This is a genomic window from Streptomyces sp. NPDC051173 (assembly GCF_040689515.1).
GTDB lineage: Bacteria > Actinomycetota > Actinomycetes > Streptomycetales > Streptomycetaceae > Streptomyces.
The window spans coordinates 40,980-57,720 of record NZ_JBFBBD010000013.1 but is presented as its reverse complement, the minus strand read 5'-3'; the positions used below and the strand labels follow the sequence as shown (position 1 = coordinate 57,720).

The 16,741-nt window shown below is 69.4% G+C and carries 11 protein-coding genes and 2 pseudogenes; 9 read left to right on the top strand and 4 right to left on the bottom strand.

What is annotated here, in order from left to right:
- Nucleotides 1-602 precede the first annotated feature (602 nt).
- The 4 genes and pseudogenes from AB0435_RS10670 (at nucleotide 603) to AB0435_RS10655 (ending at nucleotide 4,427) form a co-directional block, all read left to right on the top strand.
- Nucleotides 603-1,883: a phosphatase PAP2 family protein gene (locus AB0435_RS10670; protein ID WP_366002846.1), complete on the top strand. Its 1,281-nt coding sequence runs from the start codon at nucleotides 603-605 to the stop codon at nucleotides 1,881-1,883.
- Between the two features lie 81 nt (nucleotides 1,884-1,964).
- Entirely contained in the window at nucleotides 1,965-2,105 is a 141-nt protein-coding gene (locus tag AB0435_RS10665; RefSeq protein ID WP_366002845.1) for a hypothetical protein, read from the top strand.
- Between the two features lie 20 nt (nucleotides 2,106-2,125).
- Nucleotides 2,126-2,698, top strand: a pseudogene (locus AB0435_RS10660) (class I SAM-dependent methyltransferase); the annotation flags it as partial.
- A gap of 25 nt (nucleotides 2,699-2,723) precedes the next feature.
- Nucleotides 2,724-4,427: a heavy metal translocating P-type ATPase gene (locus AB0435_RS10655; RefSeq protein WP_366426725.1), complete on the top strand. Its 1,704-nt coding sequence runs from the start codon at nucleotides 2,724-2,726 to the stop codon at nucleotides 4,425-4,427.
- Between the two features lie 416 nt (nucleotides 4,428-4,843).
- Here AB0435_RS10655 and rpmF read toward each other — a convergent pair.
- Nucleotides 4,844-4,941: pseudogene (gene rpmF / locus AB0435_RS10650) on the bottom strand (50S ribosomal protein L32); the annotation flags it as partial.
- Nucleotides 4,942-5,095: 154 nt separating this feature from the next.
- Here rpmF and AB0435_RS10645 point away from each other — a divergent pair.
- The 5 genes from AB0435_RS10645 (at nucleotide 5,096) to kdpC (ending at nucleotide 12,762) form a co-directional block, all read left to right on the top strand.
- Nucleotides 5,096-7,630, top strand: a complete 2,535-nt coding sequence (locus AB0435_RS10645) for a DUF4118 domain-containing protein (protein WP_366426695.1) — start codon at nucleotides 5,096-5,098, stop codon at nucleotides 7,628-7,630.
- A gap of 590 nt (nucleotides 7,631-8,220) precedes the next feature.
- On the top strand, nucleotides 8,221-8,310 hold the full coding sequence (locus tag AB0435_RS10640) for a potassium-transporting ATPase subunit F (protein ID WP_366004375.1): 90 nt from the start codon (nucleotides 8,221-8,223) through the stop codon (nucleotides 8,308-8,310).
- On the top strand, nucleotides 8,311-9,975 hold the full coding sequence (kdpA, locus tag AB0435_RS10635; protein WP_366426694.1) for a potassium-transporting ATPase subunit KdpA: 1,665 nt from the start codon (nucleotides 8,311-8,313) through the stop codon (nucleotides 9,973-9,975). It abuts the gene before it with no gap.
- An 11-nt stretch (nucleotides 9,976-9,986) separates the two neighbouring features.
- Nucleotides 9,987-12,089, top strand: coding sequence for a potassium-transporting ATPase subunit KdpB (gene kdpB, locus AB0435_RS10630; RefSeq protein WP_366426724.1), 2,103 nt, complete (start codon nucleotides 9,987-9,989; stop codon nucleotides 12,087-12,089).
- A 22-nt stretch (nucleotides 12,090-12,111) separates the two neighbouring features.
- Entirely contained in the window at nucleotides 12,112-12,762 is a 651-nt protein-coding gene (gene kdpC, locus AB0435_RS10625; protein WP_366004377.1) for a potassium-transporting ATPase subunit KdpC, read from the top strand.
- A gap of 9 nt (nucleotides 12,763-12,771) precedes the next feature.
- Here kdpC and AB0435_RS10620 read toward each other — a convergent pair whose 3' ends face one another.
- From AB0435_RS10620 to AB0435_RS10610, 3 genes are all read right to left on the bottom strand, one after another.
- Nucleotides 12,772-14,613, bottom strand: a complete 1,842-nt coding sequence (locus AB0435_RS10620; protein WP_366426693.1) for an acyl-CoA dehydrogenase — start codon at nucleotides 14,611-14,613, stop codon at nucleotides 12,772-12,774.
- Nucleotides 14,614-14,648: 35 nt separating this feature from the next.
- Nucleotides 14,649-15,485 carry an AfsA-related hotdog domain-containing protein gene (locus tag AB0435_RS10615; protein WP_366004379.1) on the bottom strand — a complete coding sequence of 279 codons (837 nt, stop codon included), beginning with the start codon at nucleotides 15,483-15,485 and terminating at the stop codon, nucleotides 14,649-14,651.
- A gap of 137 nt (nucleotides 15,486-15,622) precedes the next feature.
- Nucleotides 15,623-16,663 carry a ketoacyl-ACP synthase III gene (locus AB0435_RS10610; RefSeq protein WP_366426692.1) on the bottom strand — a complete coding sequence of 347 codons (1,041 nt, stop codon included), beginning with the start codon at nucleotides 16,661-16,663 and terminating at the stop codon, nucleotides 15,623-15,625.
- Nucleotides 16,664-16,741: the final 78 nt, after the last annotated feature.

Genomic DNA, 16,741 nt, shown 5'->3' with positions numbered 1-16,741 from the left:
AGCCGGCCCTTCGGGGCCTGCGGCGGGCCGGCCCAGTGCGGGCCTCCTTGACCGGTGTGTCCTGCGCGGCGTCCTCGGTCGCCGCGTGTACCGCACGTGCGCCGAGATCTCCTCCAGCGTCCACTGGACCTGGGCACATCGTTGACCGGAGCATGAGCTCCGAATTTCTGGCTCTCGCAAATGAGCCTGGGGCGTCCGCCTCGCGGTGTCCCGGTCCACGGCGTGGTGCGAGGGCGGGATTGAAGGACCTCGAAGAGAGCCCAGCGGGCGGGCAACCCGCGAAGCCCTCCCTGCCCGCCGGGCGCCGAGAGTTTCATGGTCACCCGCGAGGCGCCGGCCCATCGACGCGGGTCGGATCGACTGGCCTTGCGTCGCCCGTGACCAGCGAAACCCACCCGCATCGCTCCGATAACATGTTCGGTCTCGTGGCGATCACCCGGACCGCCCGCCGCTTCATCGGAAAACCGTGCTGTCCAGCACAAAGAGTGACGCATTAGCTGACATCCGACAAATTGGCCGAGCAATTGATATCTGTAGCTTCACGATTGTTTTCGCAAATAAATTCCAGAATCGCGTTCGCCGCGTGGCGTAAACCGCGGACGATGCTGTGGGTCATGGCGGGTGTGGTGGCCCTCGGCTTCTTCGTCATGCTGGAGATCGCCGCGCGTCACTACGGCATGCCGGGGCCCATCACCAACCAGGCGAAAGAGGTGATATTCGCCCCCAAATCGGGGCCGCTGTTGTACGGCAGCATGGCGCTGATGATGGTGGTGCTCACCTGGCGGCAGCGGTTCATCGCGGCTGGTATCGCGGTCGGTATCGACATCGCCTTCTGGCTCGTGCGGTGGGCGGTCGACGCCAAGATGATGTTCGGCAACGGCGCGTTGTGGGTGCTTCTGGGCTATGCGGTCATCGCCGTCACGCGCCGCACCGGCCGGGAACGAATCCTGCTGCTGAAGGGCGTCGGCCTGGGTCTGCTTCTGGTCGCCGGCCGCAAGACCGGTGACACCTGGCTGCTCATCACGTCGAAGACCCGTCCGACGGTGCTCGACCAGTACGTGGCGACCGCCGATCACGCACTGGGAAATCCGTCGTGGGTGGTGGGCCGGATCGTCAAGGCCACCGGTCCGGTCGGCGACCACATTCTCGACTATGTCTACATCCAGCTCGCGGTGGCCGCGGTCATCGTCGCCCTGTACCAGCTGCGCAAGGTGGCGAGCGAGCGCCGCTTCCCGCGCCATCATCTGGTGCGCACCTTTCTGGTGATCGGCCTCCTCGGCCCGGGTATCTACATGATTTTCCCGGTGGTCGGACCGATCTTCGCCTACGGCGCCGACGGCAGCCACTGGGCGGTGGCCGACCTGTGGCCGAACACGCCGCCGCAGCTCAACGCGCCGCACCATATGCCATTCGACGAGATCACCCCGCGCAACTGCATGCCCAGCCTGCACACGGCGTGGGCCACTGCGATCTTCATCCATTCCCGCAAGGGCCCACGAATTCTGCGATACGCAGGCGCCTTCTGGCTGATCGCCACGCTCGGCGCGACGCTGGGATTCGGCTACCACTACGGCACGGACATCATCGCCGGCGTGGTGTTCACGCTCATGATCGAGGCAGCTCTGCGCTCGCTCGAACGTGGCTGGGACCGCTCGGGAACCCAGTTGGTCGCTTATGGCGCAGCGGTCTTCACCGCGCTCTTGGTGTCGTACCGCTATCTGCCGATGGAGATGGCCGAGTACCCGTGGGTGTTCGGACCGCTTCTCATTCTGGCGATGGCCTCCGTGATCTACGGCTACGTACGGACCACCAAACTCTGGGAATCGGAGAAGCCGAAGGTCCCACCGGCGCGGCAACCGGAACCACAGCTCGAACTGGTTTGATGCGTGTTGCGTCAGGTTGCGATCCGAGCGCTTCTTGAGTGAGGCCAGGGCATTGAACGCGTGCGAGTGCAGGCCTTCGCAATGCTCTTGAAGAGGCTGTGGGAGCGGGGCGGCAACGGCGACGGGGCCGCCCCTCCCGTCAGCCACTGGTCGCACTCTGAGGATCAGCGAACCCACGCCGACCTGTACAGCAGCAGCGGTCTTGAGATCAACGGCACCTGAAGAGCACGACGAAGGATTCCGTGAACAAGAGCGATCTGATAGCCATGGCACCTTCGATCGCGGCCGCTATGGCCGCAGCCGATGCGAACCCCGAGGTTCAGCTGACCCAGACCCTTTACCGGGCCGCACTCGTCTCCAGCTGGGGCATCCCGGCCGGAGTGAGGGTCCTGGAGGTCGGTTGCGGGCAGGGCGACATGACGGCCGTTCTCGCTGAGGCCGTCGGCCCGCAGGGCCGGGTTGTCGCCGTCGACATCGCGGACTCTTCGTACGGCACCCCGGTCACCTTGGGGCAGTCGGCGGAGCACCTGAAGGTGACGCCGCTGGGATCCCGCATCGACTTCCGCTTCGGTTTGGACATCCTCGACGAGGCAGTCACCTTTCCCGACAACGGGTTCGACTACGCCGTCCTGGCACACTGCTCCTGGTACTTCGCCTCCTTGGAACAACTGCGGGAAGCCCTCACCCGGGTCCGTCGCTGGGTGCGGAACCTGTGTTTCGCTGAGTGGGACCTCGCCCCGCGCTCGGCTGATCAGCTTCCCCATCTGCTGGCTGTCCTGATCCAGGGCCAGATTGAGGCGAGCGGTTCGCGGGGCGAAGACCCTGGACGTGGACCTGCTGATGGTGGTCGCCGCGATCGGTGCGGCGGCGATCGGGCAGGTGCTGGACGGTGCGCTGCTGATCGTCATCTTCGCCACCTCCGGTGCTCTGGAGGCGATCGCCACCGCCCGCACAGCCGACTCCGTACGCGGCCTGCTCGACCTCGCGCCCGCCACGGCGACCCGCATCGCGGATGACGGCGGCGAGGAGGCCGTGCCGAGCGCGGAGTTGAAGGCCGGCGACACGATTCTGGTCCGGCCCGGCGAGCGCATCGGTGCCGACGGGCGTGTGCTGGACGGGGCGAGCGAGGTCGATCAGGCCACCATCACCGGCGAGCCCCTCCCGGTCGTGAAGGAGTCCGGGGACGAGGTGTTCGCCGGCACTCTCAACGGCACCGGCGCGCTGCGGGTGAAGGTCGAGCGCGACCCTTCGGACTCGGTGATCGCCCGGATCGTGGCCATGGTCGAGGAAGCGTCCGAGACCAAGGCCCCCACTCAGCTGTTCATCGAGAAGGTCGAGCAGCGGTACTCGATCGGTATGGTCGCCGCCACGATCGTGCTGTTCGCCCTGCCGTTGTTCTTCGGCGCCGCCCTGCAGCCGAGCCTGCTGCGGGCGATGACCTTCATGATCGTCGCCTCCCCATGCGCGGTCGTGCTCGCGACGATGCCACCGCTGCTGTCGGCCATCGCCAACGCCGGACGCCACGGCGTGCTGGTCAAGTCCGCCGTCGTGATGGAGCGGCTCGGTCAGGTCGACCAAGTGGCGCTGGACAAGACCGGAACCCTCACCGAGGGCACCCCACGCGTCACCGACATCCGCCCCCTGCCCGCCTCCGGCCTCGACGAGGACGCCCTGCTGACCCTCGCGGCCGCCGCGGAGCACCCCAGTGAGCACCCGCTGGCCCGCGCGATCGTGGACGCCGCCCGCGCCCGGAGCCTGAAGATCCCGCTGGTGTCCGAATTCGCCTCGGCCCCCGGCACGGGTGTGACCGCCACCGTCGACGGCAATGCCGTCGCTGTGGGCAGCCCCGCACGCCTGCTCAACGGGCGGGACGGCCTCCCGGCCGCCGCAGCGGCGGCGGAGCTGGAACAGGCGGGCCGTACCGCGGTACTCGTCCAGCTCGACGGCACCCCCGTCGGCGTGCTCGGGATCGCCGACCGTCTGCGTGAGGAGGCCGCCGCCACCGTCACCGCGCTCGCCGTGTTGACGGGCTCCGCGCCGGTGCTGGTCACCGGCGACAACCCACGCGCCGCCGCACGCCTTGCCGACGAGGTCGGTATCACCGACGTCCGCGCCGGCCTCCTGCCGCAGGACAAGGTCGGCGCCGTGCGGGAGATGGAACAGGCGGGCCGGAAGGTGCTGGTGGTCGGGGACGGCGTCAACGACGCCCCGGCGCTGGCCGCCGCCCACACCGGTATCGCCATGGGCCGCGCCGGTTCCGACCTCGCCCTGGAAACCGCCGACGCCGTCGTCGTCCGCGACGAACTGGCCACCATCCCCGCCGTCGTCAGCCTCTCGCGACGAGCCCGCGAGCTGGTGGTGCAGAACCTGGTCATCGCCGGGACCTTCATCACCGGCCTGGTCGTCTGGGACCTGGCCGGCACCCTCCCGCTGCCGCTCGGCGTCGCCGGCCACGAGGGCTCCACCATCATCGTCGGCCTCAACGGCCTGCGTTTGCTGGCCGATGCCGCCTGGCGCCGCGCCCGCGACGAAAACGGCCGGTGAGCCGCCGCGACAACCGCCAAGCTGCCTCCGCCGTGGCGGAGGCAGCCCGCCGCACGGCTACCGTCTGCCGCGGCTGCCGCTGCGGCATCCTCAGGGTCCCCGGTGTCGACCACACCTGCCGCCTCGCACGCTGCGCTCACTGGCCAGGCTCAAAGGGCGCCTGCCCCTCCCTGCCTGTAGCACGGTTCGAACACGGCCGCGGTGCCGAGTCCACTCACTGGTCACGTGAGTTCACCGTCGTCCGCCGAGGCCGGGGCGACGGAGCGTGTCCTGCGTGTCGGCCGGCAGCCGGGCCGGCACGGTCCTGCTGCCGCTGGCTCCGGTGCTGTACGAGAGCGCCGACCGCTGACGGTCGTGAACGATCCCCGATCCAGGTGGTCACCGACCCATCGGGCACGGCCTGGGAGCACGGTGTCTTCGACGCTGACCGGCACCAGCTGGGGTGCACTCGCCTTCCACCGGGTGCGGCGGTGGCGGGTGTTGAAGCGGACATCTTCCGCTTGGGCACGGCCATGGGAACGGACTTCCGTAAGTGGCGCGTGCGTGTGGTCACGCTGCATGAAAACGGAAACTGTTGCCAAATGCGGCTCGCGCGGCGCTGTTGTGTCGGCAGGAGCACTATGGAAGTCCGGACGGCCTGATCACGAAGTGCCGGTGGGAGTCCGTCGATGGCGCGTGGAGGTTTGCGGATCTACCTCGGGGCCGCCCCCGGGGTGGGGAAGACCTACGCCATGCTCGCCGAGGGGCAGCGTCTGCGCTCCCAGGGCGCCGATGTGGTCGTCGGTCTCGTCGAGCCCCACGGGCGGCGGTTGACGGCGGCCATGGCCGAGGGGCTGGAGACGGTTCCACGCCGTGAGCTGGTCCACCGGGGAGTGGCGTTCACGGAGATGGACCTGGACGCGGTACTGGCCCGACACCCTCAGATCGTCCTGGTGGACGAGCTGGCCCACACCGATGTGCCCGGCTGCCGCAACGCCAAGCGGTGGCAGGACGTGGAGGAACTACTGGGTGCCGGCATCGACGTCGTGACCACGCTCAACGTCCAGCACCTCGAATCCCTCAACGACGTGGTCGAGCAGATCACCGGCATCAAGCAGCACGAGACGCTCCCCGACGAAGTCGCCCGCCGTGCCGACTTGATCGAACTGGTGGACCTCCCGCCGGAGCTCCTGCGCCGCCGCATGACACACGGCGACATCTACCCACCGGACCGTATCGAGGCATCCCTGACGCACTACTTCCGTGTCGGGAACCTCACCGCTCTGCGTGAGCTGGCCCTCCTCTGGCTCGCCGACCGGGTGGAGGAGGGACTCCAGCGCTACCGTGCCGAGCACGGTATTTCCGCTCCCTGGGAGACGCGGGAACGCATTCTGGTCGGTCTCACCGGCGGCCAGGAGGGGGAGACCCTCATCCGCCGTGCTGCCCGGATCACCGCGCGGACGCCCGGCAGTGAACTGCTTGCCCTCCACGTCGTCCCGGGCGACGGCCTCGCAGCGAGCAGCCCGGCGGCTCTGGACGACCAGCGCTCGCTCGTGGAGTCGCTGGGCGGCAGCTATCACCAGACCACGGGGGACGATGTCGTCGAAGCCCTGCTGGAGTTCGCCCGAGCCGAGAACGTCACCCAGATCGTGCTGGGCGCGAGCCGTCGGGGCAGGCTCTCGGCCCTGCTGCGGGTGGGTGTGGGCAGGCGCACGATCCGGGGCTCCGGACCCATCGACGTGCACATCGTCACGCACGAGGAGGCCGCCGGATCGTCCGTCCTGATGCGGCTGCCGCATCCGGTCCGGGGCACGGGCCGACGGCGGTACTGGTTCGCGATGGCCGGTACCGCCGTGCTGCTGCCGGTCTTGACGCTCGTTCTTACGGCGCTGCGCGACCGCCTCGATCTCTCCAGCGACCTGGTGGTCTATCTGCTCGCGGTCGTGGTGGTCGCCCTTGTCGGCGGACTCTGGCCCGCGCTCGTCGCGGCGGTCGCCGCAGGGCTGCTCGCCGACTACTTCTTCACTTCACCCGTGCACTCTCTGGACGTCACACACGGAAACGAGATCCTTGCGCTCGTGGTCTTCGTCGTCGTGGCCGTACTGGTCGGCACGGCAGCGGGTACGGCCGCCGGACGCACATGTCAAGCGCTCCGTGCCACATCGGAGGCCCGGGCACTGAGCCGGCTGGCGGCGGCGATGATGCACGGGCAGGAGCTGCCGGCGCTCGTCGAGCAGATCCGGGAGAACTTCGGCCTGGTGGCGGTCAGCCTGCTCGAACGGGATCCGGAAGCCACCACGACGCCGCGCTGGTTCGTCGTCGCCAGCGCCGGCGACCGGCCGCCCGAGCGGCCGTACGAGGCCGACCTCGAAAGTCCCGTCGACGACGACCTCACGTTGGCCGCTCGCGGTCACGGCTTGAGCGCCGACGACCACCGGATCCTCGCCGCGTGCGCCGCGCAGCTCGGGGTGGCGTACACCCAGGGCAGGCTCGCCCGGCGGGCCGCCGAAACGGACACACACATCGCCGCCGAGCGCACCCGGGCAGCACTGCTCCTCAGAGCGGGCCGTGACCTGCGGGCCTGCCTGGGGGCCGCCGACGAGCCCCTCGGGCGGTTGCGTGACCACACCGGGTACCTGGCTCGGGAGGAGGTCCAGCTCCTGGACGCCGCCCGGTCGTGGGTGCACCGCGCCGAACGGCTCGTCACCGATCTCGATGTCCTGAGCCGCTTGCACGGCGGAGCGCTTGATCTCTGCCTCCGCCCGGTCGAGCTCAGCGAGGTATTGACCACAGCCTTGGACGACTTGGGCCCCGGCGGCCATACGATCGTCCTCGACCTGCCGGAGGACCTGCCGGACATGATCGCCGACGCGGTTCTCCTCACCCGCGCGCTGACCGCTCTCGCGGCCGACGCGCTGAGGCACAGCCCACCCGCCTGCCCGCCCGTTCTCGCGGCCGAGCCCCTGCCCGACAGGCTGGCCGTCCGCGTGACCGACGGCGACGGTGAGCCGGCCGCGGAGGCGGATGCCCGCCGCACCGCCCCCGTTCCCGGGGCGCCCGGCGCACGGGCCGACAGCATCGCCCAACGGCTCTCCAAAGACCTCGTCGAAGCCATGGGCGGCACACTGACGTCGGCCGACATCGCCGGGAGGGCCTTCTCGGTGACGCTCGTTCTCCCGACGGCCGCCCGTCGCCCGGAATCGGCTTTCGAGTCCCGGGAGTGAGCCGCCGCACGCCGCGTGCCGGCTGTTGGTCAATCCCGGTCGACCATTCAGCAGGATGCGTACGTCCAATTGGAGGATATGTGTCGCGCATCCGCGTGGACATGTCCGATTGCATGGCCGGACGCGGCACGATCGGTGCGGTATCCGGTTCCGCAGCATCAGGTCGGTCAAGGAACGGACATGCCTCCTGAGGTGAGGCTTCCATGACGCTGTACGCGGGATCTGCGTGCCATCCGCCGAACCGGGGTGACCGGTGATGGACAAGGGAGCCTGGCCCGTGCGGGTGTGGATCGGAACACCCCATTGCATGCGATGCAGGCCGCAATCAAGTTCCGGTGCCAGTCATCAGGGGCGTCAAGGACTCTTCCCCGGTGGTGTCCTGGGAGCTTCGCCACCGGCACCGGATTCAAGTGATCCTCTCCGGTCGGGGTTGATTCCCCATGCCCCGTTCCCGGCCGGCGAGAACCTTTCTCCGACATTCTCCTCACGAACCAATGGGGTGCATCGCCCATGACGGATCTGGCGTTCGTCGTTCTCATCTTCCTGGCGTTCGGGCTGATCTCTCTGGCAGTCAAGGGGGTTGAGCGACTGTGAGCGCGGAGAACGTCATCGGCCTCGTCGTGGCCGCGTGCCTGATCCTCTACCTGGTGCTCTGTCTGATCTTCCCGGAGAGGTTCTGAATGAACGACACCCTCGCGGGCTGGCTGCAGATCCTCGCGCTGGTCGTCGCTCTCGCCCTGTCCTTCCGGCCGCTGGGTGACCACATGGCCCGCTGCCTGACATCCAGCAGGCACCTGCGCGTCGAGCGGGTCATGTATCGCGTCGGGGGCGTGGGCGCGGATGCCGACCTGACCTGGCCGGCGTATCTGCGGAGCGTGCTGGCGTTCTCGCTGGTGTCGATGGTGTTCCTGTACGCGTTCCAGCGGCTGCAGAACCATCTGCTGCTGTCACTGGGCATGAAGCCGGTCACCCCCGACCTGTCCTTCAACACTGCCGCTTCCTTCGTCACCAACACCAACTGGCAGTCGTACGCAGGCGAGTCGACGATGGGCCACCTGGTGCAGATGGCGGGACTCGCGGTGCAGAACTTCGTCTCGGCGGCCGTCGGCATCGCGGTGGTCGCCGCCCTCGTCCGGGGCTTCACCCGCAAGCGGACGGACCGGATCGGCAATTTCTGGGTGGACCTGACCCGGATCGTGCTGCGCGTTCTCCTGCCGATCTCGTTCGTCTTCGCGATCGTGCTCGTGGCGAACGGCGTGATCCAGAATTTCCACGGTATCCAGTCCGTCACCACGATCGCCGGTGCCCACCAGGACATCACGGGCGGGCCTGTCGCCTCACAGGAGGCCATCAAGGAACTGGGCACCAACGGCGGCGGTTTCTACAACGCCAACTCCGCTCATCCCTTCGAGAACCCCACTGCCTTCACCAACATCGTGGAGATCTATCTGCTGCTGGTGATCTCGTTCTCGCTGCCGCGCACCTTCGGCACCTTGGTCGGCGACCGGCGGCAGGGTTATGTGATCGTCGCCGTCATGGCTGTGCTGTGGACGGTCTCCGCGGCCTTGGTGACCGCCAACGAGCTCCACATCGTGAGCAGTTCCGCGGGCCATGCGGCAGGCGCGATGATGGAAGGCAAAGAGCAGCGGTTCGGTATCTGGGCTTCCGCGCTGTTCGCCGTGTCCACCACACTGACCTCCTGCGGTGCGGTCAATTCCTTCCACGACTCGTACTCGCCGGGCGGCGGCGGACTGTTGATCTTCAACATGATGCTGGGCGAGATCGCCCCCGGAGGTACTGGGTCCGGCCTCTACGGAATTCTCGTCCTCGCGATCGTCGCGGTGTTCGTGGCCGGGCTCATGGTCGGCCGTACGCCTGAATACCTGGGGAAGAAGCTCGGCAGCCGCGAGATCAAGTTCGCCTCCCTCTACATCCTCACCACGCCCGCCATCGTGCTGGTGGGCGCCGGTATCGCGATGGCCCTGCCGGGGGAGCGGGCCGCGATGACCAATACCGGTCCGCACGGCTTCTCCGAGGTTCTCTACGCTTTCACCTCCGCCGCCAACAACAACGGCTCCGCCTTCGCCGGGCTCCAGGCCAACACCGTCTGGTACAACGCGGCCCTGGGACTGGCCATGATCTTCGGCCGGTTCCTGCCCATGGTGTTCGTCCTGGCGCTCGCCGGGTCGCTGGCACGGCAGCGGCCGGTGCCGGTCACGGCGGGCACGCTGCCCACGCACCGCCCGCAGTTCGTGGGCCTGCTGACCGGCGTGATCCTCATCGTCGTCGGCCTCACCTACTTCCCGGCGCTGGCTCTGGGCCCCCTCGCGGAAGGGCTGCACTGATGCCCCTCGCCATGGCCGAACCTCCGGCACGGCCGGAGGGCTCTCCCTCTCCGCGCCCGCCGCGCCGGGTCTCGGGCGGGCTGCTGGACCCCGGACAGCTGCTGGCCTCCTTCCCGGACGCCGTACGCAAACTCGATCCACGCGTCATGGTCCACAACCCCGTGATGTTCGTCGTCGAGGTCGGCGCCGTGCTCACCACGCTCTCGGCAGTGAAGAATCCCGGCGTCTTCGCGTGGGTCATCACGGTCTGGCTGTGGTTGACCACGGTCTTCGCGAACCTCTCCGAAGCGGTGGCCGAAGGCCGGGGCAAGGCCCAGGCCGACACCCTGCGGCGTACGAGGACACACACGGCGGCCCGCCGTGTCATGGAATGGCGGCCGGGTGTCACCTCGCTGCAGGAGGAGGAAGTCCCCGCCGTGGAACTACGGTTGGGCGATCATGTCGTGGTCGAGGCCGGGCAGATCATTCCCGGCGACGGCGATGTCGTCGAAGGCGCCGCGTCTGTCGACGAGTCGGCGATCACCGGTGAGTCCGCGCCGGTGATCCGCGAGTCGGGCGGTGACCGGTCGGCGGTCACCGGCGGCACGAAGGTGTTGTCCGACCGCATCGTCGTCAAGATCACCTCCAGGCCGGGGGAGACCTTCATCGACCGGATGATCGCCCTCGTCGAGGGTGCGGCCCGGCAGAAGACACCGAACGAGATCGCGCTGAACGTCCTGCTGGCCTCGCTGACCATCGTCTTCCTGATCGCGGTCGTCACACTGCAGCCGTTCGCGACCTTCGCCGGCGCCGAGCAGAGCATCGTCGTCCTCGTCGCGCTCGTCGTCGCCCTGATCCCGACGACGATCGGTGCGCTGCTGTCCGCGATCGGTATCGCCGGCATGGACCGGCTCGTCCAGCGCAATGTGCTTGCCCTGTCGGGGCGCGCCGTCGAGGCGGCCGGGGACGTCAATACCCTGCTGCTCGACAAGACCGGAACCATCACCCTCGGCAACCGCCAAGCCGCCGAGTTCCTGCCCACGGGCACGGTGAGCGCCGAGGAACTCGCGGACGCCGCCCAGCTGTCCTCGCTCGCCGACGAGACGCCCGAAGGCCGCTCCATCGTCGTCCTCACGAAACGGCGGCATGCGCTGCGAGCCCGTACCGAAGGGGAGCTGGCGCAGGCCGAGTTCGTGCCGTTCACCGCGCAGACCCGGATGAGTGGTGTGAACGTGGGCGGGCGCCGCATCCGCAAGGGTGCGACAGCCGCTGTCACCAGATGGGTGGAGGATGCCGGCGGCAGGGTGGGCGACGAAGTGCACGACACCGTCGAGCGGATCTCGGAGAGCGGCGGCACCCCGCTCGTAGTGGCCGTGTCCGACGAGGACGGCGCTCGCGTGCTGGGTGTCATCCACCTCAAGGACGTCGTCAAAGAGGGCATGCGCGAGCGGTTCGACGAGCTGCGCCGGATGGGCATCAAGACCGTCATGATCACGGGTGACAACCCGCTGACGGCCAGGGCCATCGCGGAAGAGGCGGGTGTGGACGACTTCCTCGCGGAGGCGACGCCCGAGTACAAGATGGCGCTCATCAAGCGTGAGCAGGCCGGCGGCAAACTCGTCGCGATGACGGGCGACGGCACCAACGACGCGCCCGCGCTGGCCCAGGCGGACGTGGGCGTGGCCATGAACACCGGCACCTCGGCCGCCAAGGAGGCCGGGAACATGGTGGACCTGGACTCCAACCCGACCAAGCTCGTCGAGATCGTCGAGATCGGCAAGCAGCTCCTCATGACCCGCGGTGCCCTGACGACTTTCTCCATCGCGAATGACGTCGCCAAATACTTCGCGATCATCCCCGCGATGTTCGCGAGTGTGTATCCCGGTCTGGACAAGCTCAACATCATGCGGCTGCACAGCCCGACCTCGGCGATCTCCTCCGCGATCATCTTCAACGCACTGATCATCGTCGCGCTGATCCCGCTGGCCCTGCGCGGGGTGCGCTACCGCCCGTCGTCCGCGGCGGCACTGCTCGGCCGGAACATCTGGCTGTACGGGCTCGGCGGGCTCGTCCTGCCCTTCCTCGGCATCAAACTCATCGACCTCCTCGTGCAGTTCGTCCCCGGCCTCCGCTGACGGCATACAGAAGGCGACCATCATGCTCCTCCATCTTCCGCCCGTGTTCCGGCGGTACCTGTCCGCCCTGCGCATGCTTCTGGTGTTCACCGCCGTCACAGGCATCGCCTATCCGCTGGCCGTCACCGGCATCGCGCAGCTCGTGTTCCCACGGCAGGCGAACGGCTCCATGGTCGAGGACGCCGGAAAGCCCGTCGCCTCAAGCCTCTTGGGGCAGAACTTCGCACTCCCGAAGGAGCACCCCGGCGACCCCCGGGAGCCGCTGCGGCCCGACCCCAAGTGGTTCCAGCCCCGCCCCTCGGCTGCCGACGCGGGCAAAGGAGCGGGCCCGTACGACCCGGCCGATTCCAACGCCTCCAACCTTGGCCCCAACGACCGCGAACTGGTCACGACCGTCGAGGCACGCCGCGTGGCTGTGGCTGCCTTCGACGGCACTACCCCGCGATCGGTACCCGCCGACGCCCTCACAGCGAGCGGCTCCGGTCTCGACCCCGACATCTCCCCGGCCTACGCGTACGAGCAGGCGGCCCGCGTGGCCAGGGCCCGTGGCCTGGCCCCGGAACGCGTACGCGCGCTCGTCGCCCGCCATGTGCAGGGCCACGACCTCGGGTTTCTCGGTCAGACGCACGTCGATGTCGTGGAGCTCAACCACGAGCTGGCCGGGCTGGGATAGCACGGACGCTCAGTGGCCGACGTGGTGGGCGGAGTCGAGGACGGCCTGGAGCCAGTTCGGCTGTCCGATCGGTGCGCCGAGGCGTGCGGGTGGTAGCGCGAGGGTGTCGATGAGGGCGGGCAGGTGGGCGTGGACGCCGGCGAGCGCGCGGGGACGGGCGCTGTGGACGAGCCGGCCCTCGTCCGGAGTCAGGTCGGAGTGCTCGAGGTGCCAGCCGAGATCCTCCTCGATGCTGTCCAGGCTCAGGAGCTGGTGCAAGGCGGCCAGGGCAGGCTCATCGGGGGAGCCCGTCAGGGCGGCGGCCTGGTGGTGGAACCGTTCGAGAACCACCCGCTTGGTATGGGCGACGGCAAGGTCGACGAGCCCGGGGAGCAGAGGGTTCCACACGGCGAACTCATCGGAGGCATGACGACGGGGGCCGCTGTCGGCACTTGAGGTCTCGTCGAGCCGCCGTGCCAGATCCGTATGAAGGCGGCTTTCGCGAAGGCGGGCGAGGCTGACGGCGGTGCCGGGGTCGGCCACGTCGAAGGGGCCGGTCGGCAGCCCCGCTGCCGGCGGCGCGGGTTCGGCCAGCAGCGACTTGCCGGCGTCGAGGTGGATGAGCAGGGTGTCGCCCGCGGCCGCGTGGAAGATCCGTGCGAGGTCCTCGTAGTCGGTGATGCGGTTCATGGACAGCACGCCCTGTGCGCCGCAGCGTTGCCGGCACACGGCGGCGACCTGTTCCAGAGTGCGGGAGGTCCATGCCTTGGCCAGGGCGAGATCGCGGTGGGCCGCGCTCCAGGGGGCCCAGGTGGGCGGGGTGTCGCCGGCGGCGGGTGGCCTGCTGTGCGCCCCTCGTGCGAAGCGCTCGCGCTCCTCGTTGACCAGGAACGTCGCGGCGTAGGCACGGGCGAGGGCGCTGTAGAGGGCCTCTTGCTGGGTGCGGTATTCCAGGACCGGCAGCTTGGGCGCGAGCCGTCCCATGGTGGTGCGCCCGCCGGAGTAGCGCAGCGCGATGGCGACGGCGGCCCGGGCGGCCGCGGCCTGACCGGTGGCCGCGCCGACGGAGGCGTGGGCGGAGGCCAGGAGGGAGCGGACGAGCCGGTGGCCGCTGCCTCCGAGGGGGTCCTCGAAGCGTCCGGCATCGGTGATGTCCGCGCTGTCGCGCAGCCAGCCGTCGTAGGGGACCGGGGTGCCGTCGAAGCTGATGACGGCGTAGTCGAGCGGGACGAGGGACGTGGGTGGAAGCGGGGTGATGCGGACGCCGGGAGCTGTGGTGGCACCATGCCGCAGGCGCACGGCGAAGGGGAAGACGCCCTGCGCGCGGTCGTCGACGAGCAGTCCGGCGTAGACCACGGCGATCCTCGACCGGCCGGATGAGCCGGCTGGCGCCATGAACTTGGCCGCTTCGGGGTCTGGGGTGTGGAGGGTGAAGGTGCGGCTGGTGTGGTGGTAGCGGGCCTCGGTGGCCGGAGCGAGGTGGCTGCTGCCGTTGCCGAGTTCGGTGATGAGGATGCCGCCGACGGCGTCCATGCGGTCGAGGTCCTCGGTGAGGGACGCGAGGTGCTCGCCGGGCCGTCCGAGCTCGGCCAGCGTGCAGGTGACGACCGAGAAGTGGACCAGCGCCGTGAGGAAGAGACCGGGGTCGACGGTCGCGGCCCACTCCAGGGCGGTGAGCAGGCGCGACCGGTCACGGTGCAGGGCGAGGCTGCCGCCCGCGTCGAGTCCGAGAGCACGCAGCCTGCTGTACGTCTGCTCGTGCCGGGCACCGGCCGAGCCGGTCAGGGGAGTCCGGTCGAAGCAGGGCCGGTCGAGCAGGCGGTCGAGCCGGGTCAGATGGCGCAGACGGTCGCCGTGCAGCAGGTGCCGCATCGAGGCGGGTCCTGCCGTCTCCGGACCGGGGTCCGTCACGGAGCGGCCCGCTGGGCTTCCGGCGCAACACGAAGCGGGCTGTCGGCCGGTGGGCCGGGCAGCACGGTGGTGTCGAGCTTCCCGGCCTGCGCGGCGGGGTGTGCCGAGCGCTCCAGGGTGCGCGTGGCCTGGGCGTGTTCGACCGCGAAGATGTGTGCGGGGTCGAAGGCGTGCAGGCGCACCCGGCAGTTGACGCAGACGCGGTCGCTCTGGCGGACCGTCACCTCGGCTGCCAGTGGGATGCGGTGGTCCTCGGGGGGCCCGGTGATCCGCAAGGTGCCGTCGAGTTCGGCGGGGAGCGGGAAGACGAACCTCTCGAAGTCCGTCTCCAGGCCGTGCATCACGGCGTAGCGGTCACCGTGGCCGGGAAGGGGCGTGGTGAGTTCCGCGACGGCCCAGGTGATGAGCTGGGTGCATGCCTCGATCAGCAGCATGCCGGGGACGTGCTGCTGATCGGCCGTGTGATCACGGATCATCTCGGTGTCGTTGGGCACGGTCAGGCGGGCGCCGAAACGGCCGTCGGTGGCCCAGGCGTCCCCGATGAGGACGTTGTCCTGGGCGTGTTTGAGTACGCGATGGCGCGGGACGGGTCTCGGGGGGTGGTGGGTGTCCACGGGGCGGGCACCGGCACCGGTCTCGGCCATGCGCGCGCACAGGTCGGCCCAGGTGTTCTCGTCGATGCCCAGGCCCGGCACCACAGTGGGCCGAGTGCCGGGCTCCGGAGTGTGCCACGCGAGCCGGTCGCGCAGTTCTCCGGCGGTGACGACCTGGGGGTGGACGGTGGCGCGGGAGAAGGATTCCCCCACCACCCACAGGATCCGAGGTGTGGTCATGGCGTTCTCCTGAGCAGGTGCGAGGCCTGCGGTCGTGGCTCACGGACGGACGGAAAGGGGGAAGGCGAACGGTGGCCCGTGCGCGCTGAGTTCATCCGCGCAGCCGCCCGTACCGGTGCGGCCGGGCGCAGGCCGGGCTACGGGACGTACGCGCCCGCGGGGAGCGGGCTGCGTGCGGGTCTGGTCGTTCCGCTCCACGTCAGGACCGTGCTGCCCCAGGTGAGTCCGGCACCGAACCCGACCAGCAGCACCCGGTCACCCGCCTTGATCCGGCCCTCGGCCGCGGCGTGGGCGAGGCCGAACGGCAGCGATCCCGCGCCGATGTTCCCCACCTGGTCGCCGATCACCACCAGTCGGTCCGGATCGATGCCCAAGGACTCTCCTACGCCGCGCAGCAGAACAGGGTTGGGTTGGTGTGTGACCACCACATCCACTTCTCCCAGTGTCAGGTCCGCCTGTTCGAGCGCGGTCGCCACGGCCCTGGGCACGATGTCCACGATGAAGTCGCGGACGGCGCGCCCGTCCATGACGATGTGGTGCCCCCCGTCGGTGAGCGTGGCGGCCGAGGTCGGCCGTCGGCTGCCACCGGCCGGGATGAGGACGTCACCGGCCCGGCGGCCGTCGGAGCCGAGCGTGATGGCCCCGAAACCCTCACCGGCGGATACGGGTCCCATGACAGTGGCCGCCGCTCCGTCGGCGAAGAGCACGGCCGTGGGGCGGTCCGCGGTGTCGACGAACGGCGAGTAGACCTCGCAGCCCACGACCGCGGCGTACTGTGCGCCCGGGTCGCCGAGGAGCCAGTCGCGCGCGACGCGCGTGGCGAAGAGCCAGCCCGAGCAGGCCGCGGAGACGTCGAAGGCCACGGCCTTCCGCGCGCCCAGTGATGCCTGCACCCGGCACGCCGTGGAGGGGCCCAGTTCGTCGGGCGTGGAGGTGGCCAGGACCAGCAGGTCCAGCTGCTCGGCTGCGATACCGGCGCAGTCGAGCGCCTCACGGACCGCCTCGGCGGCGAGGTCCGACGCCGCCTGGCCCGGTCCCGCGATGTGCCGCTGCCGCACGCCGGTACGTTCGAGAATCCACTCCGGGCTGATCCCCGCACGAGCTCCCACCTCGGCATTCGTGCGGACCGTTGGCGGAAGGAACGCGCCCGTCCCCAGGATTCCGATGCGGTGTTCCATGGTCTGACTCTCCTTCAGCGGTCCGCCACGACGAGTGGACCAGCAGCACGCCGCAGGCGCCACCCGGCTCATGCCGGA